Origin of the sequence: Ectopseudomonas khazarica, from assembly GCF_017915135.1 — a bacterium.
In the GTDB taxonomy this organism is placed as follows: Bacteria; Pseudomonadota; Gammaproteobacteria; order Pseudomonadales; family Pseudomonadaceae; genus Aquipseudomonas; species Aquipseudomonas khazarica.
Genome location: NZ_CP068551.1, coordinates 1,703,483 through 1,726,246, shown reverse-complemented (window position 1 = coordinate 1,726,246; position 22,764 = coordinate 1,703,483). Strand labels below are relative to the sequence as shown.

Below are 22,764 nucleotides of genomic sequence, written 5' to 3'. Positions count from 1 at the left end.
GGGCCACTGAGTGTGCCACAGGGCGTGGCCATTCGTCCTCAGCCCTTGAGAGTGTCTATACGGACAAAACATGACCATATATAGCCATTTGGTCTAAAGTCTGGTTTTGTTCCACGTCACGGGAGACCGCATGAACCTGTCCTTGCTCAGCCGCTACGCTTTCTTCGCCTTCTGCGTGCTGTTTACCCTGGGCAGCCTGCCCTTCCTCGATCACGAGTGGCTGTGGCCCTTCACCCTGCTCGGCGCCGTGCTCAGCCTGATCGGTATCGGCGACCTGCTGCAGAAGCGCCATGCGGTGCGCCGCAACTATCCGATCCTCGGCAATATCCGCTACCTGGTCGAGGGCATCCGCCCGGAAATTCGCCAGTACCTGCTCGAAGGCGACGCCGAACAGCTGCCCTTCTCGCGCTCGCAACGCTCGCTGGTCTACTCCCGGGCAAAGAACGAAGGCGCCGACAAACCCTTCGGCACCCTCAGCGACGTCTACCAGAGCGGCTTCGAGTTCATCAGCCACTCCATGCGCCCGGCGCCGCTGACCGACCCCTGCAGCTTCCGCGTGGAGATCGGCGGGCCGCAATGCCGCCAGCCTTACTCGGCCTCCCTGTTCAACATCTCGGCGATGAGCTTCGGCTCGCTGAGCGCCAATGCCATTCGTGCCCTCAACGAAGGTGCGAAGCTCGGCGACTTCTACCACGACACCGGCGAAGGCAGCATCAGCCCCTATCATCGCGAGCATGGCGGTGATCTGGTGTGGGAGCTGGGCAGCGGCTACTTCGGCTGCCGCACCTCGGACGGCCGCTTCGATGCCGAACGCTTCGCTGCCCAGGCCTGCACCCCGCAGGTGAAGATGATCGAGATCAAGCTCAGCCAGGGCGCCAAGCCTGGCCATGGCGGCATCCTGCCCAAGCACAAGATCACCGCGGAAATCGCCAGCACGCGCGGCATCCCGATGGGCGAGGATTGCGTGTCTCCGTCGCGCCACAGCGCATTCTCCACGCCGACCGAGCTGCTGCAGTTCATTGCCCAGCTGCGCGAGCTGTCGGGCGGCAAGCCGGTGGGCTTCAAGTTCTGCCTGGGCCACCCCTGGGAATTCATGGGCATCGTCAAGGCCATGCTGGAGACCGGCATCCTGCCGGACTTCATCGTCGTCGACGGCAAGGAGGGCGGCACCGGTGCCGCGCCGCTGGAGTTCACCGACCACCTCGGCGTGCCACTGCGCGAAGGCCTGCTGTTCGTGCACAACACCCTGGTCGGCAGCAACCTACGCGACAAGATCAAGCTCGGCGCCAGCGGCAAGATCGTCAGCGCCTTCGACATCGCCCGCGTGCTGGCCATCGGCGCCGACTGGGCCAACTCGGCGCGCGGCTTCATGTTCGCCATCGGCTGCATCCAGTCGCAGTCCTGCCACACCAACAAGTGCCCGACCGGCGTCGCCACCCAGGACCCGCTGCGCCAGCGCGCCCTGGTGGTCGAGGACAAGGCCCAGCGTGTCCACAACTTCCACCGCAATACGCTCAAGGCGCTGGCCGAGATGCTCGCCGCCGCCGGCCTCGACCACCCCGCACAGATTGATGCCAAGCATCTGGTGCAGCGCATGTCCGCCACCGAGATCAAGCTGTTCGCCCAGCAGCACGTCTTCCTCGCACCGGGCGAGCTGGTCAGCGGCAAGATCAGCGGCGAGTTCTACGAACGCATGTGGAACATGGCGCGGGCGGACAGCTTCGAACCCGCGCTGGCCTGAGCGACAGCATGCCCGAGCAGCTACTGCACCGACACCAACGCCGCCCGGCACTGACGCCCCTGCGCCTGCTCGGCGCCCTGCTGCTGGCGGTCGGCGTTGCCGCCTTCGCGCAGGAGCAACGCCCGCTGCGGTTCGCCGTCACCGAGAGCTGGGCCATGCCGATGATGCAGATCGTCGACGGCCAGGCGACCACCGGCATTCTCTATGACCTGCAGATGCGCCTGGCACAGAAGGTTGGCCGCACCGCCGAGCTGCTGGTGATGCCACGCCTGCGTGTGCAACGCACGCTGGTTCGAGGCGAAATCGACGTACGCTGCTACGTCAACCCGTCCTGGCTCCAGGAGTCACACCACCAGTACATCTGGAGTCTGCCCTTCATGGTCCAGCACGACCTGATCGTGGGACGCAGCGCCGAGCCCGACTTCGCGCTGGAGAAGCTTAGCGGCCAGCGCCTGGGCACGGTCCTGGGTTTCAGCTACCCCAGCCTGCAGGCGCTGTTCGACAGTGCCCGGATTCACCGTGAGGACGCCCGCACCCAGGCCCTGGCGCTGGAGAAACTCGAGGCCGGTCGCTACCGCTATGCGCTCAGCAACAGCCTGTCCCTGGCCTGGTTCAACCGCCATCGGAGCAAAGCCGAGCAGTTGCACGTGCTCGGCGAAATCAGCAGCGACCTGGTCTCCTGCATCGTTCGTGACGAACCGGACGTACCGACGCAAGCACTCCTGCGCGCCCTGGTGCAGATGAAGCAGGACGGCGAGTTCGACGCCATCCTCGCCCGCTACCGCTAGGTGTGATCTCTCAGTAGGTTGTTCATCCGGGGCATTCCCGGAATTCTGGAAGCGCGACCAACACAGCCTTCCAGGAGCCCCGGATGAACCTGCATAAACATGCCCGTCTTACCCCGCGAGGTCGAGCCCTTCTCGTGCAGCGCATGCTCAACGGTCTGCGAGTCGAAGATGCGGCACAAGCCGCTGGCGTCAGTGTGCGTACAGCCTACAAGTGGCTCAAACGCTTTCGTGAGGAAGGTGAGATTGGCCTGATGGATCGTTCATCACGTCCGCACTCATGCCCCCATGCCACGGCAATCGCTCTGGTCGAGCAACTGATCGAGCTACGTCGCTCTCGCAAGACTTACCGGCAGATCGCTCAGATACTCGGCCTGGCCGTCAGTACCGTGGCCCGCCGCCTCAAGCAGGCCGGCTTTCATCGGCTGGCTGAGCTGGAACCCGCTCCTGTGGTGGTGCGTTATGAATACGCCAATCCTGGCGATCTCCTGCACTTGGACATCAAGAAGCTTGGCCGCTTCTGGAAACCCGGGCATCGAGTCACTGGCGACCGTCAGCAGTGCTCCGACGGCGCCGGCTGGGAGTTCATGCACGTGGCTATCGACGATGCGTCCCGACTGGCGTTCACCAGCCTGCATCCAGATGAGCGCGGCAGCAGCGCCTGCCGGGCCTTGCTGCAAGCACTGCGCTACTACCGCGGGCTGAACATCTGCTTTCGGCGCGTCATGACAGACAACGGCGCCTGTTATCGGTCCCGGGCGTTTCAACGGTTGTGTGCTCGACTCAGGCTGAAACACATCCGTACCAAGCCCTATACGCCACGCACCAACGGTAAGGCCGAGCGCTTCATCCAAACGAGCCTGCGTGAATGGGCCTATGCCCGTAGCTACGACACTTCACAGCAGCGAGCAGCGCACCTGCTGCCCTGGCTGCATCACTACAACTGGCACCGACTGCACGCCAGCCTCGGATACCTGCCCCCGATCAGCAGAGCACCGCTTCCACTGAACAACGTACTGGGTTTACACAGCTAGGCGTCGGCCAGCACCTGCAGCACCTGCTCGACGCGCTGCGCCAGGCTGCCGGCAAGACGCGTGAACGCCAAGCCGCGCTGCTGCAGCGCCTGTTCGTACCACTGGTTCTGGCGCCGCCGGAACGTCTCGTCCTGGCGCGTGCCGTCCTGCACGAAGGGGAAGTCATCGGCGCACAGGAACACGTGGTGATAATGCCGCCGGGCCAGCTGTTCCAGCTCGGCCTCGGCGCGCCCGAACAGCTCACGGCAATAGAACAGCGTGGTCAGTGGCGTGGTGTCGCAGACCAGGTAGCGCTGACAGTGCCCGGCCAGTTCCCGCTCCCGCGCGACCTGGGTGCGGCCGATCCGCAGCAGGTCGTCGTAGCCCAGCACACCGCCCTGCTGCTCCCACAACTCTCGACCGTACTCGGCAGCATGGCGCGTACCCAGCGCCTCGGCCAGCGCCAGGCCGAGGCTACTCTTGCCGGTGGACTCGCCGCCGAGCAAGGCGATGCGCTCGACGAAGTCCGCGTAGACCTGTGGCGCCAGGTACTCGCGCAAACCATGGACATCGGCGCGCAGACGCGTACCGGACACCGGCACCGTGACACGTGCACGGTCGATCTCGACATGCTGCACCGGCCGCCCGAAGCACCTGGCCAGATGCGCAGCGAACCCATCGCCATAGGCTTCGCTGGTGAACACCGCATCCACCGGCCGGCCGAGCACGGCCAGGCAGAAATCGGCGACGAACTGGCGCTGCGCCGCAGCGGGTGCCGATTCATGGGGAAGCTCCGCCAGCGCCACGCCTCGGGCACGCTGCTCATCAACCCAGTCGGCCGTCACCACCCAGCTGCGCAGGTGCGGAAAGCGCGCCTGCAACCAGCGCGCGCGCCGCTGCGGCGCGCAGCCGGGCAACTCCGGGTTCGACCAGCTGAGCAGCACCAGTTGCTGGCACTGCATCTGCGCCTGACGGATCAGCCACTCGTGGCCCAGGTGCAGCGGCGCGAACTTGCCCACCACCAGGCCACAGGCGTATCGCTGGCGCATGTCAGGCCGCCTGCGCCTCGGCCGCCAGTTCACGGCGCCAGCAGTACAGGCCGTACCAGGCGTTGAACCAGAACAGCACGTAGATGAAGGCCGTCAGGTATAGCTCACGCGAGACGAACAGCGGCACCGCCAGGGTGTTCACCAGCAGCCAGCCGTACCAGGTCTCCAGCTTGCGGCGCATCAGCAGCAGTTGCGCCAACACGCTGAAGGTCAGCACCAGCGAGTCGATGAAGGGCGCGTAGGCATCGGTGAAGTGATGCAGCAGCGCGCCGTAGGCCAGGGCGACGACCACCGCGAGCGACAGCGCCAGGCACAGTTCTTTCCAGGATGAGCGAACGATGGGCAGCGCCGTCCCGCTGCGCCCGTACAGCCAGCTCCACCAGCCCAGCAGGCTGGTGGCGATGAAGAACAGCTGCAGGGTGACGTCCGCGTACAGCTGCACGCTGAAGAACAGCCAGCCGAACAGCACGCAGCCGACCAACCCGACGGCCCAGGTGTGCACCGAATTGCGTGCAGCCAGCAACACCGAGAGCAGGTAGAACAGGTTGGCGAAGATCTCCAGCAACGACGGCATGCACGCATCCTCAACGGCAGCGAATCAGCCGCGCAGCCTATCACGTGACGTACCCCACAGCCGTGCATGGATCACCTGACAACCATGGCGATCCATGCTCTGATAGCCGCTCCTCCGCACTCCAAAGGACTGGACCGCACCATGCCCCTGCTCGCCCTGCTGATCATCGCCTGCCAAGTCACCTGCGGCCTCCACGTGGTACGCAGCGGCCAGGATCGCTACTGGCTGTACCTGATCATCGCCCTGCCCGGCATCGGCTGCCTGATCTACTTTCTCGGCATCATGCTGCCGGAGCTGCTCGGCAGCCGCCGTGGCCGCCGCGCGCTCGGCAAACTGCATGACAGCATCGATCCGCAGCGCCACCTGCGGGCCCTGCGCGATGAACTGGAGATTCGCGACACCCGCGACACCCGCGTGAACCTGGCCGACGAACTGCTGCGCATGGGGCAGGCGCAAGAGGCCGCCCAGCACTACCAGCAAGCCTTGCGCGGCATTCACAGCGACGCCCCGGACATCCTCCTCGGCCTGGCCAGGGCCCGCTTCGCCCTGGGCGATTTCGCCGGCTGCCAGGCGAGCCTCGACCAGCTGATCGCGCAGAACCCCGACTTCCGCTCGGCCGACGGCCACCTGCTGTATGCCCGCGCCCTGGAGGCCCAGGGCAACGACCTCAAGGCCGAAGAGGAATACCGGGTGCTCGGCAGCTACTGCACCAGCCCCGAGGCGAACTATCGCTACGCCCTGCTGCTACGCCGGGTCGGCCGCGAGCGCGAAGCCGTCGAACTGCTGGAGCAGATCCAGACCCACGCGCGCCGTTCCGCCCGCCACTACCGGACCCTGCACCAGGAGTGGCTGGAGCTCAGCCGCAAGGCACTGCTCGAGCTGCAACGCGACTGAACGGCTCGCCATTATTTGCGTGCATCGTTCACAAAAAACGGACGTCGCGCGCCGTTGCGCAAGACTTTGCGCATGGGTCATTGGTTAGCATCTGCCGTTGACGAAGGAACCTGCCGGCAGATGCCGGCCGCAGCATGGATGCCACAGGATGAGCGGCTACGTCCCCAATAATCGCAACGAACGTCCGGCTCCGGCACCGGAGCCCTACAACGGCGACTTCGACCGCCAGCCTGCAAGGCAGCTCGAAGGCGCTGCCGCCCAAGCCAACCGCTGCCTGGTCGGGCTGCGTTTCGTCTGGGACAACGGTGAATGCATCGGCGCCAACCTGCCCTATAGCCTCACGCCCAGCAGCGGCGGCGCCGTAAGAGGCAGCCTGGATGCCCGAGGCGGCCTGGTCCAGAGCCTGCCTGCCGGCGAATACGAAGCCCAGTTGCTGGCCGATAGCGACGTCGACAGCGATATCAGCAGCGCTCGCGCCGAGCTGCAGGCCGTACTCGACGAGATCCTCGCGGCGGAGCGCGCCGAAGCCGCTCGCCTGCAAGCCATTCAGGATCAGCGCAGCGCGGTATCCAACTACCTGCATCGACGACTCGCAGCAGGAAAGGGATTCTTCCTTGGCGCCTGGGGACTGCTGAAGACCGTCAAGGAATACTCCGACCTGGTCAACCCGTTCACCATCTTCAGCAACACCCTGCGCAGTGCCTGGCAGGCACGTGCCAGCGAGGGAGAATCCTGGCTGGCCGCCTACAACCGCCAGTTCAGTGCGGAGCAGCACCGTGAGCTGGTCGAAGCCCTGGGCTTCGACCCCAGCAGCATCACCCGCGAACAGCTGGCCGAAGCCTACGAGCTGGCCTGCTTCATCTACGAGGACGATCCCAGCAAAGCCATGCTGGGCCGCTTCGCTGTCGACTATGCACAGGCGCAGAACGCCGAGGAAGTGGCCGAGTTCAGTGGTGGCGTGCTGTTCGAAATCGTCCTCTCCGCCCTGCTGATCGTCTTCACCGCCGGCGTCGGCCTGGCCGCGCGCGGCGCAGCGTCGGTAAGCTATGTGGACAAGCTGACCCGCCTGGGCAACGCCCTGAAGCGCCTGAGCGCCGCGTTGAAGCGTGCAAGAATCAGACGCGGGGGCAAAACGAGGGGGACAGGGACCGGGGCGCGAACGGTTGAGGTGAAACGCCCGGAAGCCATTCGACCTGGAGCACTCGCTGCACCAACCGTACGGAGCTGGGCACATCTAACGCTGAGTGAGAGGCACTTTCCTCACAGGGTGACAATCCCCAAGAAAACTGGAAATACCATGTATACAGTTTCGCCGGAGGAAGTAGCGAAGGATTTACGAGAGATTCACATGAACGGTGAATCCATCCGCCAGGGAGAGTTCTTTCATACGTCCTCAGGCCGGGTGTACGGCCTGCATGAAAACTCAATACATCCAGTTAGCGGGCCAGGCACTGTAAATATCACCTCGGCCGAATACAACGTATTGATAAGCGCCAAGAAGAAAGGCTTGGAGAACGCTAGAAAAACGCTGGATATCATGACTCAGAAAGGGATATTCACCGCTGAACAAAAGGCGCGCACGTCACAACTACTCGACATCATGCAAACACGAGGTATCAAATGAGCAAGTCGATTGACTTATTCATTAGAAGCGCAGTTCCCGAGCAGCAAATAATCACACTACTCAACCAAGGGATCCCCGATGGGGTCGAGTCGCTCGACTATCCCAGGGAGCATGCGGCCATCTTCCTTCAATACGCGGACCACGAGGCCGAATTTCAGCAGAGCCTGGGGCTCTCCTGGGCGTCGGATGAGCTGAGCCTTGACGACGTGCAGCTGGCCATCCAGCTGGCCAGTGCCTTGTCCACAGAGGTCCTGCTGGAACCTGAACACCTGGCTCTGCCTGATGGCTACACCTGGTGCCTGGCGACGATGGACAAGCAACTGTATGCAGTCGACACCATCGACGTCGAAGATGGGATCGCTGTGAAACCGTATGCCCGGAAGATTCTGCTCACTGTCTGAAAGACGCTCACCCTGCTGCCCGGACCACCCGTGACTGGCTCATGACATCCCTCGAAAACGCACTGTCGATGACGGTTCTCGAACTCAGTGACTATGACGAAACCGCAGAGGCCCTGAGTCAGTTGGGGCGGCTGAACAAACAGCTCGCCGAGCAGATGGCACTGGATATCGTTCACCATGACAAGGGCGACGAGCATCTCCAGGCTTCGGCTTTCGAGACCCTGTATTCAATGAGCCTTCACAAAGGGATCGAACTGATCAGGCACCCGCCGGAGCATTTGAACAGCGCCACCCTGAGCGCGATGATCGAATGCACGACCGTAGACTCCGGCATCGCAGCGGAGCACCCTGAAGTTCTCGAAGCGGCAAAGATACTGAAAGAAACCATCCGGCATCTGGACGCTGCAAAAGCCCACCGCATAAAAGACGCCATCGACTGGTTCCAGGAAACCTACCCCGATATCTGATCAGCGCAAGCGCTTCTCTGGCGCCGCGCTGCTGGCTACTCCCACGCCTCCCGCTCGCCCTTCCAGGCATGCAGCGCCCGTTGCTGCGTCCCCTGCCACAGCCAGCCATTGCGTGCGCCCACCAGGGTGCTGACCGCGTGCTGGCGACCGAAGCGATTGTGCCGCGCCAGCATCAGGGCGATATCGCGCAGCACGGCCAAGGTGCCGCTGTTGGACTGGAACAGCGGCGTCAGCAAGCGGCTGGCCTGACGGTAATACCGCAGGTGATCACGACGGGCATCGCCGTAGCCGGCGAACAGCGCGTTCCAGTCGAGCGTCTCCTGGGCCGCATCGGCAGCGTCACCCAGGGCATCGGCCAGGGCGGCGGCATCGACCAGCGCCATGTTCGCGCCCTGCCCCAGTTGCGGGCTCATGGCATGCGCACAATCGCCGATGGCGAGCACGCGAGCGTCGTGCCAGCGCTGCATGCGCACGTCCGCGTAGGCGGCCAGCGTCAGCTGCGCGGGATCGTCGATCTGCTGCAGATAGCCGTGCGCGGCCTCGCCGGCCAGGCTGCATACGCGGCGTTTCCAGGCCTCCAGGCCGTGCTGAAGCCATCCCTGGTGCTCGCTCAGCGGCAGGCTCCAGAACAGGCTGGTCAGGGCACGGCCAGGCGCCTGGTGCGTCGCCCCCGTCGGCATCAGGCCGAACATCTCGCGGCAACCGCGGTACCACTGACGCAATTCCCCGGACTCACCGGACGCCACGGTCGGCAGCATGCTCCACAGCGCACCCCAGGGATAAGGGCGCGCCCATTGGCGCACCTGCATCTGCGCGCGCAGGCTCGAACGCGTGCCATCGGCGAGGATCAGTGCGGCGCAATCGCCCAGGGGCTGCTCGGCGCCCTGCTCATCCTGCCGCACGAGTCGAACATGCCCGGCCGCCTGCTCGAAGCGGCTGACGCTCACGCCGGTTTCCATCTGCACGCCGGCACGCTGCGCGGCCTTGAGCAGGGCCGTCATCAATACGCCACGGTGAATGCCAAGGCCGAAGCTGCCTGGCTGCCAGTCGTCATAGCGGGTATCGAGTATCACCCGCCCCTTGCAACTGGTGCCGTACAGACGGCTGACAGGCGCGCCCAGCGCAGTGCACTCGGCCAGCAGCCCGAGCCGCTGCAGCACCGCCAGGCCGGAAGGCTGCAGCAGGATGCCGGCGCCCACCGGCTGCAGGTGCTCGACCCGCTCCAGCAGGCGCACGGCGAAGCCCTGGCGGGCGAGAAAAATGGCCGTGGCGAGGCCGGCAGTGCCGGCCCCCACGATTGCGATCGGTAGTCCCTTCAAGGCTGTTCTCCCTGTTCTGGCCGGGAGATTCTAACTGCCCCGAGCGACAGCTGGCGGGAACTGCCACGCAAGCGAGATGGTTCAGAGGAACATGCCGCCCGATGCCTCGATGCGCTGACCATTGATCCAGCGGCCACCATCGCCGAGCAGCGCGGCGACGGCGGCGCCGATGTCATCGGGCAGGCCGGCCCGGCCCAGTGCGGTATTGCCGGCGACGAAGGCATTGAGCTCGGAGTTGTCGCGCACCGCGCCGTGACCGAAGTCGGTCTCGATGGCACCGGGGGCCAGCACGTTGGCGCTGATGCCGCGTGGGCCAAGCTCCTTGGCCAGGTAGCGCGTCCACACTTCGATGCCGCCCTTCATCGCCGCATAGGCGCCGTAGCCAGGCAAGGTGAAACGGGCCAGGCCGGAGGATACGTTGAGAATCCGCCCGCCATCGGCCATCAGCGGTAACAGGCGCTGGGTGAGAAAGAACGGCCCCTTGAGCTGGACCTTCAGCAACTCGTCGAACTGCGCTTCGCTGATTTCAGCGAGTGCGGCATGGATGCCGATACCGGCGTTGTTGACCAGAAAATCGAAACGCTCGGCAGCGAAAGTCTCGTGCAGGCCCTGCGCCACGCCCTGGGCGAAGTCGGCGAAGCTGCTGCTGTCACTGACATCCAGTTGCAGCATCAGGGCCCGCCCGCCCTGCGCCTCGATCTCGCCGACCAGTTGCTGCGCTTCCTCGGCCTGGCTGCGGTAGGTGCCGATGATGTCCACGCCCTGCGCCGCCAGGTGCTTGGCGGCACTGCGGCCGAGACCACGGCTGGCGCCGGTGATGAGTGCGATCTTGCGCGTCATGGTGAATCTCCTGTGACAGGTGATGAAGGTTGATCACAGGTTATTGCTCGTACAAATACTGATAAATCCAGAAAAATAGGAAATACTGATCGCCGTCAGCGAACAATCGGGGTTGCCACCATGAACAAGCTGGAGTTGTTGCGCACCTTTCAGCGCGTCACCGAACTGAGCAGCTTCACCCAGGCCGCCGACAGCCTGGGCCTGCCTCGCTCCACGGTATCGGAGCAGGTCCGCGACCTGGAACGCCTGGTCGATGCGCGCCTGCTGCACCGCACCACACGCCGGGTACGTCCGACGCAGGATGGCCAGATGCTGTACGAACGCGCCCGCGAGCTGCTGGCGCAGATGGACGAACTGGAGAACCTGTTTCGCCAGGACGCCCATGCCCTGAGTGGACGACTGCGCGTGGACATGCCCACGGCGATCGCCCGGCGCCTGGTGGCACCGCGCCTCGATGAGTTTCTCGCCCGGCACCCGGCGCTGGAGATCGAACTGGGGTGCAGCGACAGGCGGGTCGATCCGCTGCGCGAGGGCTTCGATTGCGTGCTGCGCGTCGGCGTCAACGAAGATGACAGCCTGGTCGCCCGGCCACTGGGGCATCTGTCCATGGTCAACTGCGCCAGCCCGGCCTACCTGGCCACGCACGGCATGCCCGAGCAACTGGACGACCTCGCCGGACACAGCCTGATTCACTACGTGACAGCCTTTGGCGCACGCTCGGACGGCTTCGAGTTCCAGCGCGACGGCAAGCTGCATTCGCTGGCCATGGCGGGCCGGGTCACGGTGAACAACATCGATGCCTACGAGGGGGCCTGCCTGGGTGGCCTGGGCATCATCCAGGCGCCGCTGGTCGGCATGCGCGTGCACCTGCGGGAGGGGCGTCTGCTGCGCCTGCTGGATGACTGGGTCGCCGCGCCGATGCCGGTGAACCTGGTGCACCCGCACGGGCGTCATCTGCCACGGCGGGTGCGCGCCTTCATGAACTGGCTGGAACAGCTGCTGGCCGAGGAACTCGACGCGGCTTGAACCGCCAGGATCAGGCCTGCCGAGTCAGGGCGTATCGGTGCGGATATCGAAGCCGCCGCGGTTTTCGCTGAGGATGCGCAGATCATGGCTTTCCCCGGCCTTCACCGGCACCGCCACTTCGCGCAACAGGCGGCCCATGCCGCACAGCGTGTCGTCCATCCGGTCCGGGGTGATACCCACCACCCGCGTACCTGCCGGCACCTGGAAGGTCGCGCGCTCTCCGACACCGATACGCGCGGCCACCTGGCGATCAACCTCGATGGCCACGTAGCAGCCACCGCCCATCATCCCGAAATCGCGGGTGACCACGATCTGTCCACCGCTGGCCTGCGTCTCCTGAAAGGCCAGCAGACGATCTTCCGGCACCGGGCGAATGTTTTCCGGGTCACCTCGAAACGACGAACAACCCGCCAGCAACAGCAGCGGCAAAGCGATGAGCATCGAACGCATGAAGCCCTCCATGGGCAAATGAGTGCTGCCTGAGTATTGGGGTTGGCGCGCGTGCGGGCAAGGTATCGATGGCAACGATGTCCAGTAGCACAAGCATCGATTTCTGCAATGAAAAGCGCGGTGTTTTCATGGCTCCCGACCCCAGCGCCACCCTCGACGGCGCCACTGACCGGAGACCATCAGCATGAAAATCGCAGCCATCACCGCCACCCTCATCGCCGCATTCGCCCCCATCGCCTTCGCCAACGAGAAGGCCCCGGCCAACGCCCGGGTGGACGTGAAGCAATACCAGTACGGCATGCAACTGGACATCAACCAGGTCCTGCAGCGCACCGACAACAGCCGCGAGAGCGGTGTCGTGCCCAGCGTCATGGTCTACCGTGACAGCCAGGGCGACGTGCACGCCGTGCGCTTCCTGGAATGGGGCGGCCAGACCAACCAGAACGGCTGATCCCCTGTTGCACGCACGCTGCCCCGGCCGAGTCGCTCGTCCGGGGCAGCGGCCGTTTCAGCCTTGCAGACGCTTGACCAGACGGGCCTGCAACGCCTCGAGCTCGGCCGGATCGGCCTTGCTGGCCGCGTGAATGCCCAGCCCTTCGCCGTCGAAGCGCGGGATCACATGCATGTGGATATGGAACACCGTCTGCCCGGCTGGCGCGCCATTGAACTGCGCCACCTGCACGCCCGCCGGCTGCAGCTCGTCGACGATGGCCTGGGCGACCTTCTTCACCACGGCCATGACCTTGGCCAGGCTGGCCTCGTCGATCTCCAGGATGTTGCGCGCCGCCGCGCGCTTGGGAATCACCAGGCTGTGGCCTCTGGACTGCGGGAACAGGTCGAGGAAGGCCAGCACATCGTCGTCCTCGTACAGCGTGTAGCAAGGCAGGTCGCCGCGAATGATCTGGGCGAAGATGTTCTGCGAGTCGTAGGTACCGTGCAGGCTCATGCCAATGGGCTCCGGGTGAAGGAAAGCTCGCACCATACCGCCTTGCTCGCACACAGGGAACCGGGCAGGATCGCTCGAGTCGATGACTACTAGCAGGCGCATCGATTTCAGTCGCTGTCGCCACTCGTGTTCTGATCGCCCCCCTCTTCAGGCCCATCCGACATGGAACCCACATGACCGACCTCAGCCCATTCCACATCACCCGCAAGTGGCCCGCCCAGCATCCCGAGCGCCTGCAGCTCTATTCGCTGCCTACGCCCAACGGCGTCAAGGTCTCGATCATGCTCGAGGAGATCGGCCTGCCCTACGAGCCGCATCTGGTCAGTTTCGACAGCAACGATCAGCTCAGCCCCGAGTTCCTCTCGCTGTCACCGAACAACAAGATTCCCGCCATCCTCGATCCGGACGGGCCGAACGGCCACCCGCTGTCGCTGTTCGAGTCCGGCGCGATCATGCTCTACCTGGCCGAGAAGACCGGCCAGTTGCTGCCGCAGGACCCCGCCGCCCGCTACCAGGCGATCCAGTGGCTGATGTGGCAGATGGGCGGCCTGGGCCCGATGTTCGGCCAGCTCGGCTTCTTCCACAAGTTCGCTGGCAGCCAGTACGAAGACAAGCGCCCGCTCGAGCGCTACGTCGCCGAATCGGCGCGCCTGCTCGGCGTGCTCGACCAGCACCTGCAAGGGCGCGACTGGATCGTCGGCGAGTACAGCATCGCCGACATCGCCGTGTTCCCCTGGATTCGCAATCTGGTGGGGTTCTACGAGGCAGGCGAACTGGTGCAGTTCGAGCGTTTTGCCAACGTGCGCCGCGTACTCGATGCCTTCCTCGCCCGTCCGGCCGTGCAGCGTGGCCTGAGCATCCCGGCACGCGCCTGAGGGTTGCGGGAGCCGGCCCCACGGCTCCCGTCGCACGCGCACGTGGAAGATTGCCCAGCGGCGTGAGCGCCCGCGTGCGGGATGCACGAGCCACGCGCTGGCGAAAGCCGCAAAAATGCCCAACCACTCGTCTCCGAGCCCCGAAATAGAGCGGTTGCAAATACCCAAGTCGAGCGCTGGGAGATTATAATCCCGGCCCAGCTTCCTCCCCTCCCAGGTTCCGCATGCACAAGCCTTCCTCCGACGCCGCGACGAGTCTGTCGCCGGGCGCGATCCTTCTCATTCAACTTGCCCTGGCCCTCGGCGGCTTCGCCATCGGTACGGGCGAGTTCGCCATCATGGGCCTGATGCCCAACGTCGCCCAGGACCTGGGGGTCAGCGAGCCGCAGGTCGGCCACGTGATCAGCGCCTATGCCCTCGGCGTGGTGGTCGGCGCGCCGGTCCTGGCCCTGCTCGGTGCTCGTCTGCCACGACGCATCCTGCTTCTGCTGCTGATGGGCTGCTTCGCCCTGGGCAACTTCGCCAGCGCCCTGGCACCGACCTACGAGCCGCTGCTGATCTTTCGCTTCATCGCCGGCCTGCCGCACGGTGCCTACTTCGGCGTGGCCATGCTGGTGGCCGCGTCCATGGCCCCGCCGCACAAGCGCGCCAAGGCGGTGAGCCGGGTGCTGGCCGGCCTGACCGTGGCGATTCTGATCGGTAACCCGCTGGCCACCTGGCTCGGCCAGTTCATGAGCTGGCGCTATGCGTTCGCCCTGGTCGGGGTGATCGCCATCACCACCATCGCCATGCTGGCGATCTTCCTGCCGACCGACCCGAACGAGCAGCGCAGCAGCCCCTCGGGCGAGCTGCGCGCCTTCAACCGCGCGCCGATCTGGCTGGCGCTGGGCATTGGCGCCATCGGCTTCGCCGGCATGTTCTGCGTGTTCAGCTACATGGCACCGACCCTGCTCCACGTGACGGGCGTCGGCCCCGGCTGGATTCCGCTGGCCATGGGGGTGTTCGGTGCCGGTTGCATCGTCGGCAACAGCGTCGGCGGCTGGCTGTTCGACCGCCTGCGCCTGCGCGCGGTGGCCTGGATCCTGGCCTGGAGCACCCTGGTCCTGCTGGTCTTCCCCTTCGCCGCACACAGCCTGTGGACGGTACTGCCGGCGATCTTCGCCCTCGGCACCATGATCGCCCTCGGCCCGGCGCTGCAGACCCACCTGATGGATGTCGCCACCGGCGCACAGACACTGGCCGCGGCCTCCAACCATGCCGCGTTCAACGTCGCCAATGCCCTCGGCCCCTGGCTCGGCGGCCTGGCCATCAGCGCCGGCATGGGCTGGACCATCACCGGCTACATCGGCGCCGCCACCGCCATCGGCGGCCTGGCACTGTTCGTCTGGGCGTGGCGGGTACAACAGAAGGACGGCCACATCTGAGAGGTGCACGATGGTGAGCCGGCAGGTATCTTCTAGCCCCCGCCCACCATCCCGTACCGCCCGATGATGACCCCACTGCTGCGTTCCACCCTGTTCGGCACCGCCCTGCTCAGCGCCCTGACGGCTCAGGCCCAGGTGCAGGTCGAAGCCAATGCCGGGATGCTGGCGGCGAAGATTTCCGAGGAGATCGCTCCGGGCGACTACGAGAAGCTGCTCAAGGGCTTGCGCGCCAATCCGGGCCAGTACAAGCGCAAGGTCGTCCTGCTCGACAGCGTTGGCGGCAGCGCACCGGAGGCCATCCGCATGGGTCGCCTGCTGCGGGAAACCGGTTTCGACGCGCTGGTGCCGTCATCCGGCCTGTGCCAGGGCAGTTGCGTCTACCTGCTTGCCGCAGGCCGCAAACGCACCATCAACGGTTACGTCGCCCTGCGTCGCCCGCCCTTCCCGGCCGGTGACTCGGCGCAGGCGCAGGCCGCCCATGGCAACCAGCCACTCAGCCCCGCCCGGTACTTGCGTGACATGGGGATCGACGTGCGCCTGGCGGAGGACATCTACCAGGTCGCCCCCGGCCAGTTGCGCCTGCTGAGCCAGGATGAACTGAAGCGCTACCGCCTGAAGTAGCCTGCGGAGCGCGGCGCCTGAGCGAGGTCAGGCGCCGTTTGGGCGGCATCAGAACAGGAAGGTCAGCGCCAGATTGAACAGCATCGCAGCGACGAAACCGATGGGCGCGGCGCGCAGCAGCAGTTGCGAGAACAGCGTGGCCCGCGTCTTCTCGTCGGTGCAGGAGCCCAGCAGCAGGCTGCCGCCGGAAGAGAACGGCGAGATGGAGGTGGCCTGAGCACCGACCACGATGGCGATGAAGATGATCATCGGATCGATCGACATCGACGCCGACAGCGGCAGCACCATGGGGAACAGCGCCGGCGTCACCACACCGAGGGTACTGGCGAAGATCGACATCAGCGCGGCCACCACGCCGAAGGCCAGCGGCACCAGTACCGGTGGGATGTTGCCGCCGATCCAGGACGCCAGGGCATCGATGGTGCCGGCCTTGATCGCCACGCTGATCAGCATGCCCACCCCGCAGATCATGATCAGCGTGGCCCAGGGCAGCGAGGCGATGGCCTTGCGCTCGTCACCCAGCTTGAGCAGCAGCGCGATCACCGAGAACACGCTGGCGATCAGGCCGATGTCCACCTTGCTGTTGATGAACCTGACCGTGGCGTTGTCCGGGAAGGCCAGCAGCGCCAGCGGTGCGGCGAGCACCAGCGCCATCATCAGCACGGTGAGCAGCAGGGTCAGTTTCTGTTCGCGGTTGAAGGCGTCCGGCAGGTCGGCATTGATCACCGCATTCTTCAGGTTGCGGCCATGGCCACCGAGGAAGACGAACACGGAGATCACCAGCAGCGGGATCACCGCCGTGCTGGCGAAGATCGCCAGTGCGTTGACGAAGGCCTCGCTCTCCGGCATGCCGGCAGTGGTCATCAGGCCACGGAAGATGATGCCGCTCTGGCTGGAGACGAAGTTCGCCCCGCCCAGCGCACCGTAGTTCACCGCCATGCCGCCGAGGATCAGGCTCATGCCGGTGCGCTGGCACAGCAGCAGGGTCAGCGGCGCCATGAAGGCCAGCACGGTGTAGTAGCCCGCGCCCATGGCCGCGATCAGCCCCGAGGTCAGGAAGATGGCATACGGCAGCAGGTGCGGTACGCCGCGGCAGCGATAGAGCAGATGCCCGGCGAGCTTCTCCAGGGTGCCGTTGACCGTGGCGAAGCTGTAGAACAGGCAGACCGAGAAGATCACGAAGAAGATCTTCAGCGGCCACATGCCGATGATCTCGCCCGGGCTCATGCCCATGCCGAAACAGCCCAGCAGGTAAGCGAAGGCGATGGCGAACAGGCCGATGTTGATCTTGGTGGTGTAACCCAGCGCGACAGCGAGAACGATCGCGGCGACGACGAGCAGGCTCATCATGGTTTGACTCCTTGTTGTTCTGGTGCAGGCGGTTACGCGTGGGCGAAACCGAACAGCGTTGCGGGGTTGTCCACCAGAACGCGACGGCGCTCCTCGGGGTCGGGCAGAAGGGCCTCGAGCAGCGCGAACTGCTCATCGTAGCGGGTCTGCGACTCGAACTGGGTATTCGGCCAGTCGCTGCCCCAGAGGAAGCGGCCGACGCCGCCGCAGGCCTCGCGCAGACGCGCCTCGATGGCCCGCGCACGGGCCAGATCGGACTGGCTGCGGTAGGCGGCCGACAGCTTGATCCAGACCGGCGCCTGGCCGAGCAGGTCGAAGAACGGCGCATGCTGCGGCTCATCCAGCTGCACGCTCGCGGCGGGCAGGCCGAAATGGTCGATCACCACGGTCACCCCGGATTCCAGGATCGCCGGTACCACCAGCGCCAGGTCCGCGAAGCCGCGCTGGATCTCCACCTGCCAGCCACGCCGGGCCAGGCGCCGGAACAGGCCGCTCCAGGCCGGGCCGGTGTAGTCCTCCAGCAGCTTGCCGATCAGGTTCAGGCGGATACCGACCACGCCAGCGGCAGCCAGCTCATCCAGTTCACCGTCGCTGATCTGCGCATCGACCACCGCGACACCGCGCAGGCGCTCGGGGAAGCGCTGCAGCGCCGCGACCATGTAGTGATTGTCGGTGCCGAGAAAGCTCGGCTGGATCAGCACCCCGTGAGACAGGCCGCAGGCATCCAGGTGGGCCAGATACTGTTCCACCGTGGCGTCGTAGTCGGGGCTGTAGCGGCGACCGGCAACCATGGGCAGATCACGCCGGAAGATGTGCGCGTGGGTGTCTATGCCGGTGATGACGGCATTGGGCATGGGCGTCACGAAGCGATACCTCTGTCGATTATTGTTCGAGCCGACCTTGGCAGCAGCTCTTTTTATACAGACATTCAGTCATATATATGAATAGATGACTGTATAGATACAGATCGACTGCTGTCAACGCACGGCCCAGTGGTAAAGTGACGACCGGTTGAAATTCGGATTTGAGGTTTATGAGCAGCACGGCTCTGGGACACGACGAACGCCTGCCGCTGTATCAGCGGCTGCGTGACGAGATGCTGGCGAAGATCGCCGCAGGCGAATGGCTGCCGGGCGAAGCCATCCCCACCGAAGCGGAGCTGACCCGCCAGTACGGCGTGGCGGTGGGAACGGTGCGCAAGGCCGTGGAAACCCTGGTTGCCGAGGGCTTGCTGCTGCGCGCCCAGGGGCGCGGTACCTTCGTGCGTCGACCGAACTTCGACGGCTCGCTGTTTCGCTTCTTCCGCCAGGTCAGCGCCAGCGGGCAGCCGCAGGTACCGGAGAGCCGCATTCTCGACTGCCGACTGGCCCCCGCCGATGCCGCCGCGAGCCAGGCCCTGAAGCTGGCCGACGGTGAACAGTGCGTGCACCTGCAGCGTCTGCGCCTGATCGACGGGCGCCCGCTCTTCCACGAGCGCATCTGGCTGCCCGCCTCCCGCTTCGAGGCGCTGCTGAATGTCGCGCCGGCCGACTTCCCGCAACTGCTCTACCCCTTCTACGAACAGCACTGCGGCCAGCGCATCGCCTCCGCCCAGGAGACCCTGACGGTGTCCGCCGCCGACGACGAGCTTGCCGCGACTCTGGACGTCGCCTGCGGCAGCCCCGCCGTGGCCATCGAGCGGACCGCGCTCGGCTACGACCGCACGCCACTGGAATACCGCCTGTCACGCGCGGCGGCGGAGAACTTCCGCTACCAGGTGGACATCAGCTGAGGACAGGGCTGACCGGTGCAACACGCCCAGACCAGCCCGGGCGTGAGTGACGCACGTACCCGACGAGGCTAGAACAGCCCCAGTGCCCAGGCCGCGCCGAACAGCACCAGCGAGAAACCCCACATCCACCACAGCGAGTAGCGGATGTGGCGGCCGAGATCCAGCCCGGCCAGGCCCAGCGCCAGCCATAGCGCCGGCGAGAACGGGCTGATGAAGGTGCCGATGATATTGCCGATGGTCAGCGCATAGACCACGCTGGCGGGCTCGACGCCCTGGCCGCCGACCACTTCCAGCGTCACCGGCAGCAACCCGAAGTAGTAGGCATCGGTACTGAGCATCAGCTCCATCGGCAGGCCGAACAGGCCGAGCACGATATGCATCTGCCCCACCAGCGGCGCCGGCAGCACCTGCGCCAGGTCCTGAGCGATGGAGGTGAGCATGCCGGTGCCGGTGAGGATGCCGAGCATCGAGCCCGCCGCCAGGATGATCATGCCCATGCTCAACGCCGCCGGGGCGTGCGCCGCGATGCGTTGCATCTGCGCCTTGCCGCCGGGGTAGTTGACCAGCAGCGCCAGGCACAGACCGATCATGAAGATGTAGCCCGCCGGCAGCACGCCGGAGAACAGCGCGACCAGCACCGCGAGGAACAGCGCCGAGTTGGCCCACAGCAGGCGGGGCCGCTCCAGCTCGCGCTCCTCGGCTGTCGGCTCGTGCAGGTCACTGCTGGTTTCCACCAGCACGCCTTCGTCGGCCGACCGCCCGGCTGCAATGCGGCGCTGCTCGCGCCAGCCCAGTAGCGCGGCCAGGGTGATCAGCAGCACCACGCCGACGGCCTGAATGCTGATCAACGGACGCCACAGCTCGGTGACTTCGATGCCGGTCACCGCCGAAGCGCGTCCCAGCGGTCCGGCCCAGGGCAGCATGTTGAAGATACCGGCACCCAGCGCCAGCAACAGCAGCATCAGGTAGGGGCTCATGCGCAGCTGCTTGTACAGCGGTAACAACGCGGGAACGGTCAGCAGGAAGGTCGTCGCGCCGGCGCCATCGAGGTGCGCCAGCATGCCGATCACCGCTGTGGCCACGGTCACCGCGATGACGTTGCCACGCGTCAGCCGCACCATGCCGCCGATCAGCGGGCGGAACAGACCGGTGTCCTGCAGCACGCCGAAGAAGGTGATGGCGAACACGAACATGGTGGCGATCGCCGTCACGCGGCCGATGCCATCGGTGAAGAAACCGGAGATGGCCTCCGGGCCGAAGCCGGCAGCCAGTGCTCCCAGCAGCGGCACGACGATCAGGGGCAGGACAGGCGACATGCGCCCGATAAGCAGCAGCACAACCAGGCTGCAGATGGTCAACAGGCCAATCAGGGTCAACAAACGACTTCTCCTCTTTTTCTTGTAGGCACGACAAAGGCGCGGGCGGAGGCTAAGGCGCCAACCTTTCAGCAACCTTTAAGCGCCGTCTCGGAAGAGGAGGAAATGTCAGTGGATATGTCGCCTGACGAGGCGCCACGGCGGGCGCCCCGAAGCCGGCTCACTGCAGGGTGTAGCCCTTGTCCACCACCCAGTCCTGGCCATGCACGCCACTGGCGCCGTTGCCCAGCTGGAACAGCACCACCTCGGCAATGGCCCGTGGCGTGAGGAACTCGCCGTCGACCAGGCGCCGGGTCACCTCGCCGGCCACCCCGGCCAGTGCCTCCTCGGCCAGGCCCAGACTGCTCCAGATCGGCGTGGCGGTTGGCCCTGGCGACACCAGATTGAGCCGCAGCCCTTCGCTGGCGTGCTCCAGCGCCAGGCTGCGGACCAGCGCCGACAGCGCCGCCTTGCTGGCGATGTAGCCGCCCAGCCCGGCAAAGCCGAGCTGGCGCAGGAAGGTACTGATGAACACCACCGAGGCGGGCCTGGCCAGGTGAGGCCTGAGCACCTGGAAGGTGTTGATCGCGCCGGCACCGTTGACCTGCCACTGCTGCTCGAACGCCTGCATGTCGCAACCGGGGGCCAGGCGGGCAATACCGGCATTGGGTACCAGGCAGTCGACCGGGCCCAGGCGCCCGGCGCGCTCGGCCAGGCCATGCAGCGCCTCGATGTCGGTGACATCGCCCGCGCACCAATGCAGCTGCTCGGGATACAGCGCCTGCAATGCAGGCAGACCTCCCAGGCTCCGCGAGAACGCCATGACCCGCGCGCCGCGTTGCAACAGCAACTCACACACCGCCAGCCCGATACCCGAACTCGCCCCCGTGACGACCGCCAGGCGGCCCTGAAAACTCGTATTCATGAAGATCCCCGAAGAAAGAAGAGCGTGAGCGCCGCGCCAGCCGGACGCAGCGCAATCGACTTACTGCGCCAGCAAACGGATGCCGTGCATGTCCACCTGCTGGCCGACGTCGAAACGAGCGTTCGGTGAGCGCACCCACTGCTCACGACCATCCTCATGACGCACCACATAGGCCGTCCCGCTGTGTCCCGTGGCGTCCTGCACCTGGGCGCCGGACCAGCCGCCGAACAGGGCACCGACCACGGCGCCGACCGGGCCGCCCGCCGCAGCGCCCAGCATCAGGCCGGACAAGCCACCGAAACCGGCGCCCACCGAGTTGTCTGCGCGCTCGGCCAGCACCTCGGCGGCCTGCGCGCTACTGACGGCCAGCAGGCCAAGGGAAAGTGCAAGCAAGGCAATGTGTTTCATCTGTGTTCTCCTGTAATGGGCATTGCGCCTGGAGACAGTCAGATTGCGTGCCATTTATTTTTATTAATAAAAACAAATAGATATGAATACAGGTATCTCAATGACAACAAGCGAAGAGAGTCATTGAGACAGCAGAAGAGTCATCCTGACCCAGCAGCGGAAGCCAAGATGACACAGACTGGTGGGAGACGATCAGGCCGGCGCGGGGCGTCGTCGGGTGGTGCATGCGGGCACTGCCTGAAAATCGCCCGCTACCGTCAGGGTGACTGGCAAGGCCAGATCATGGGTAACGCATGGCGAACGCCGTCGAAACAGCGCCACGCCCTACGCCTTGACGGCTTTCACCTGCTCCAGCCATACAGGGTCGAGTCGCGTCTGCTCCAGCTCCAGCCCGCGCTGCAGCATGATGTCCCGATGTGCGTCGATCTCGTGCACCATCTGGCTCAGCTCGCTGCTGTTGCCGTCGAGCTGATGCATCTGGGTCACGCCCAGGTGGTAGAAGCGCAGCAGTTTCATCGCGGTTTCGTCCTCCTGCGCCACCCCTGCCTTGACGTGATGCATGACGTTGGTGATGCGCATCAGGCTGCGCTTGAGCCGCCAGCCATAGACCGCCGCCGCCATCCACTCGCGGTGCCAGAACTGCTGGCGCACCAGCACCACCGTGAGGACGAAACCGAGCGCGACGCCAAGCAGGTTCCAGCGGAAATTGTCGGCAGCGCCCGGCTCGCCGAACAGTTGCACGCTGAGCGTGGCCAGCAACATGGCGAGCGCGACGAAGATCAGCGCGACCAGCGCAGTACTGCGGCGAGTCTGCTGACGGTAGTGCTCGGGACTGATGGGGGTGATTTCGAACATGCGCGAGGGCTCATGAAACTGGGGCGAGGCGCGATGGTACGACAGCTTGCC

General features: G+C 65.4%; 25 protein-coding genes. 13 read left to right on the top strand and 12 right to left on the bottom strand.

Features of this window, described 5'->3' with window-relative positions:
- Window positions 1-130: 130 nt before the first annotated feature.
- The 3 genes from JLK41_RS08050 (at window position 131) to JLK41_RS08040 (ending at window position 3,560) form a co-directional block, all read left to right on the top strand.
- Window positions 131-1,741, top strand: a complete 1,611-nt coding sequence (locus JLK41_RS08050; protein WP_210390735.1) for an FMN-binding glutamate synthase family protein — start codon at window positions 131-133, stop codon at window positions 1,739-1,741.
- Between the two features lie 8 nt (window positions 1,742-1,749).
- Entirely contained in the window at window positions 1,750-2,529 is a 780-nt protein-coding gene (locus JLK41_RS08045) for a substrate-binding periplasmic protein (RefSeq protein ID WP_210390734.1), read from the top strand.
- A gap of 83 nt (window positions 2,530-2,612) precedes the next feature.
- A complete protein-coding gene (locus tag JLK41_RS08040) occupies window positions 2,613-3,560 on the top strand; it encodes an IS481 family transposase (protein WP_210389071.1) in 948 nt (315 codons plus the stop codon).
- On the opposite strand, the gene JLK41_RS08035 is transcribed toward JLK41_RS08040, so the two are convergent.
- Window positions 3,557-4,588: an AAA family ATPase gene (locus JLK41_RS08035; RefSeq protein ID WP_210390733.1), complete on the bottom strand. Its 1,032-nt coding sequence runs from the start codon at window positions 4,586-4,588 to the stop codon at window positions 3,557-3,559. The two genes, JLK41_RS08040 and JLK41_RS08035, sit on opposite strands and share 4 nt — an antisense overlap.
- 1 nt (window position 4,589) lies before the next feature.
- A complete protein-coding gene (gene pnuC / locus JLK41_RS08030) occupies window positions 4,590-5,162 on the bottom strand; it encodes a nicotinamide riboside transporter PnuC (protein ID WP_210390732.1) in 573 nt (190 codons plus the stop codon).
- A gap of 141 nt (window positions 5,163-5,303) precedes the next feature.
- Between pnuC and JLK41_RS08025 the strand changes: the two genes are divergently transcribed.
- The 4 genes from JLK41_RS08025 to JLK41_RS08010 all read left to right on the top strand — a co-directional run bounded on the left by JLK41_RS08025 (window position 5,304) and on the right by JLK41_RS08010 (window position 8,548).
- Entirely contained in the window at window positions 5,304-6,056 is a 753-nt protein-coding gene (locus JLK41_RS08025) for a tetratricopeptide repeat protein (protein ID WP_134676259.1), read from the top strand.
- 148 nt (window positions 6,057-6,204) lie between these two features.
- Window positions 6,205-7,680, top strand: a complete 1,476-nt coding sequence (locus tag JLK41_RS08020; RefSeq protein WP_244976483.1) for a hypothetical protein — start codon at window positions 6,205-6,207, stop codon at window positions 7,678-7,680.
- Window positions 7,677-8,081 carry a hypothetical protein gene (locus JLK41_RS08015; protein ID WP_210390731.1) on the top strand — a complete coding sequence of 135 codons (405 nt, stop codon included), beginning with the start codon at window positions 7,677-7,679 and terminating at the stop codon, window positions 8,079-8,081. Before JLK41_RS08020 ends, JLK41_RS08015 begins: the two co-directional genes overlap by 4 nt.
- Before the next feature lie 41 nt (window positions 8,082-8,122).
- Window positions 8,123-8,548 (top strand): hypothetical protein, encoded by a 426-nt coding sequence (locus JLK41_RS08010; RefSeq protein ID WP_210390730.1) that lies wholly within the window; start codon window positions 8,123-8,125, stop codon window positions 8,546-8,548.
- Window positions 8,549-8,583: 35 nt separating this feature from the next.
- Here the strand turns inward: JLK41_RS08010 and JLK41_RS08005 are convergent, their stop codons facing one another.
- Window positions 8,584-9,867: an FAD-dependent oxidoreductase gene (locus JLK41_RS08005; RefSeq protein ID WP_210390729.1), complete on the bottom strand. Its 1,284-nt coding sequence runs from the start codon at window positions 9,865-9,867 to the stop codon at window positions 8,584-8,586.
- An 81-nt stretch (window positions 9,868-9,948) separates the two neighbouring features.
- Entirely contained in the window at window positions 9,949-10,707 is a 759-nt protein-coding gene (locus JLK41_RS08000; protein ID WP_210390728.1) for an SDR family NAD(P)-dependent oxidoreductase, read from the bottom strand.
- A gap of 120 nt (window positions 10,708-10,827) precedes the next feature.
- Between JLK41_RS08000 and JLK41_RS07995 the strand changes: the two genes are divergently transcribed.
- Window positions 10,828-11,733, top strand: coding sequence for a LysR family transcriptional regulator (locus tag JLK41_RS07995; protein WP_134676264.1), 906 nt, complete (start codon window positions 10,828-10,830; stop codon window positions 11,731-11,733).
- A gap of 24 nt (window positions 11,734-11,757) precedes the next feature.
- Here the strand turns inward: JLK41_RS07995 and JLK41_RS07990 are convergent, their stop codons facing one another.
- Window positions 11,758-12,183: a hypothetical protein gene (locus JLK41_RS07990; protein ID WP_037048744.1), complete on the bottom strand. Its 426-nt coding sequence runs from the start codon at window positions 12,181-12,183 to the stop codon at window positions 11,758-11,760.
- A gap of 184 nt (window positions 12,184-12,367) precedes the next feature.
- Between JLK41_RS07990 and JLK41_RS07985 the strand changes: the two genes are divergently transcribed.
- Window positions 12,368-12,634, top strand: coding sequence for a DUF2790 domain-containing protein (locus tag JLK41_RS07985; RefSeq protein ID WP_210390727.1), 267 nt, complete (start codon window positions 12,368-12,370; stop codon window positions 12,632-12,634).
- A 57-nt stretch (window positions 12,635-12,691) separates the two neighbouring features.
- On the opposite strand, the gene JLK41_RS07980 is transcribed toward JLK41_RS07985, so the two are convergent.
- Window positions 12,692-13,129: an HIT family protein gene (locus JLK41_RS07980; RefSeq protein WP_047585016.1), complete on the bottom strand. Its 438-nt coding sequence runs from the start codon at window positions 13,127-13,129 to the stop codon at window positions 12,692-12,694.
- 173 nt (window positions 13,130-13,302) lie between these two features.
- Between JLK41_RS07980 and JLK41_RS07975 the strand changes: the two genes are divergently transcribed.
- The 3 genes from JLK41_RS07975 (at window position 13,303) to JLK41_RS07965 (ending at window position 16,049) form a co-directional block, all read left to right on the top strand.
- On the top strand, window positions 13,303-14,004 hold the full coding sequence (locus JLK41_RS07975) for a glutathione S-transferase N-terminal domain-containing protein (protein WP_210390726.1): 702 nt from the start codon (window positions 13,303-13,305) through the stop codon (window positions 14,002-14,004).
- A 224-nt stretch (window positions 14,005-14,228) separates the two neighbouring features.
- Entirely contained in the window at window positions 14,229-15,428 is a 1,200-nt protein-coding gene (locus JLK41_RS07970; RefSeq protein WP_210390725.1) for an MFS transporter, read from the top strand.
- A 63-nt stretch (window positions 15,429-15,491) separates the two neighbouring features.
- Window positions 15,492-16,049 carry a COG3904 family protein gene (locus tag JLK41_RS07965; protein WP_210390724.1) on the top strand — a complete coding sequence of 186 codons (558 nt, stop codon included), beginning with the start codon at window positions 15,492-15,494 and terminating at the stop codon, window positions 16,047-16,049.
- A gap of 48 nt (window positions 16,050-16,097) precedes the next feature.
- On the opposite strand, the gene JLK41_RS07960 is transcribed toward JLK41_RS07965, so the two are convergent.
- Both JLK41_RS07960 and JLK41_RS07955 read right to left on the bottom strand, forming a co-directional pair.
- Window positions 16,098-17,399, bottom strand: coding sequence for an SLC13 family permease (locus JLK41_RS07960; protein ID WP_047585022.1), 1,302 nt, complete (start codon window positions 17,397-17,399; stop codon window positions 16,098-16,100).
- 32 nt (window positions 17,400-17,431) lie between these two features.
- Window positions 17,432-18,253, bottom strand: a complete 822-nt coding sequence (locus JLK41_RS07955) for an amidohydrolase family protein (RefSeq protein WP_210390723.1) — start codon at window positions 18,251-18,253, stop codon at window positions 17,432-17,434.
- Window positions 18,254-18,432: 179 nt separating this feature from the next.
- Between JLK41_RS07955 and JLK41_RS07950 the strand changes: the two genes are divergently transcribed.
- Window positions 18,433-19,170 carry a GntR family transcriptional regulator gene (locus JLK41_RS07950; protein ID WP_175253371.1) on the top strand — a complete coding sequence of 246 codons (738 nt, stop codon included), beginning with the start codon at window positions 18,433-18,435 and terminating at the stop codon, window positions 19,168-19,170.
- Window positions 19,171-19,238: 68 nt separating this feature from the next.
- Here the strand turns inward: JLK41_RS07950 and JLK41_RS07945 are convergent, their stop codons facing one another.
- The 4 genes from JLK41_RS07945 to JLK41_RS07930 form a co-directional block, all read right to left on the bottom strand.
- Window positions 19,239-20,549 carry a CitMHS family transporter gene (locus JLK41_RS07945; protein ID WP_210390722.1) on the bottom strand — a complete coding sequence of 437 codons (1,311 nt, stop codon included), beginning with the start codon at window positions 20,547-20,549 and terminating at the stop codon, window positions 19,239-19,241.
- 157 nt (window positions 20,550-20,706) lie between these two features.
- The gene (locus JLK41_RS07940; RefSeq protein ID WP_210390721.1) at window positions 20,707-21,450 is read right to left on the bottom strand and encodes an SDR family NAD(P)-dependent oxidoreductase; all 744 of its coding nucleotides are present in this window, start codon (window positions 21,448-21,450) and stop codon (window positions 20,707-20,709) included.
- Between the two features lie 60 nt (window positions 21,451-21,510).
- Entirely contained in the window at window positions 21,511-21,858 is a 348-nt protein-coding gene (locus JLK41_RS07935) for a hypothetical protein (protein ID WP_047585030.1), read from the bottom strand.
- Between the two features lie 324 nt (window positions 21,859-22,182).
- On the bottom strand, window positions 22,183-22,713 hold the full coding sequence (locus JLK41_RS07930; RefSeq protein WP_210390720.1) for a DUF3087 domain-containing protein: 531 nt from the start codon (window positions 22,711-22,713) through the stop codon (window positions 22,183-22,185).
- Between the last annotated feature and the right edge of the window lie 51 nt (window positions 22,714-22,764).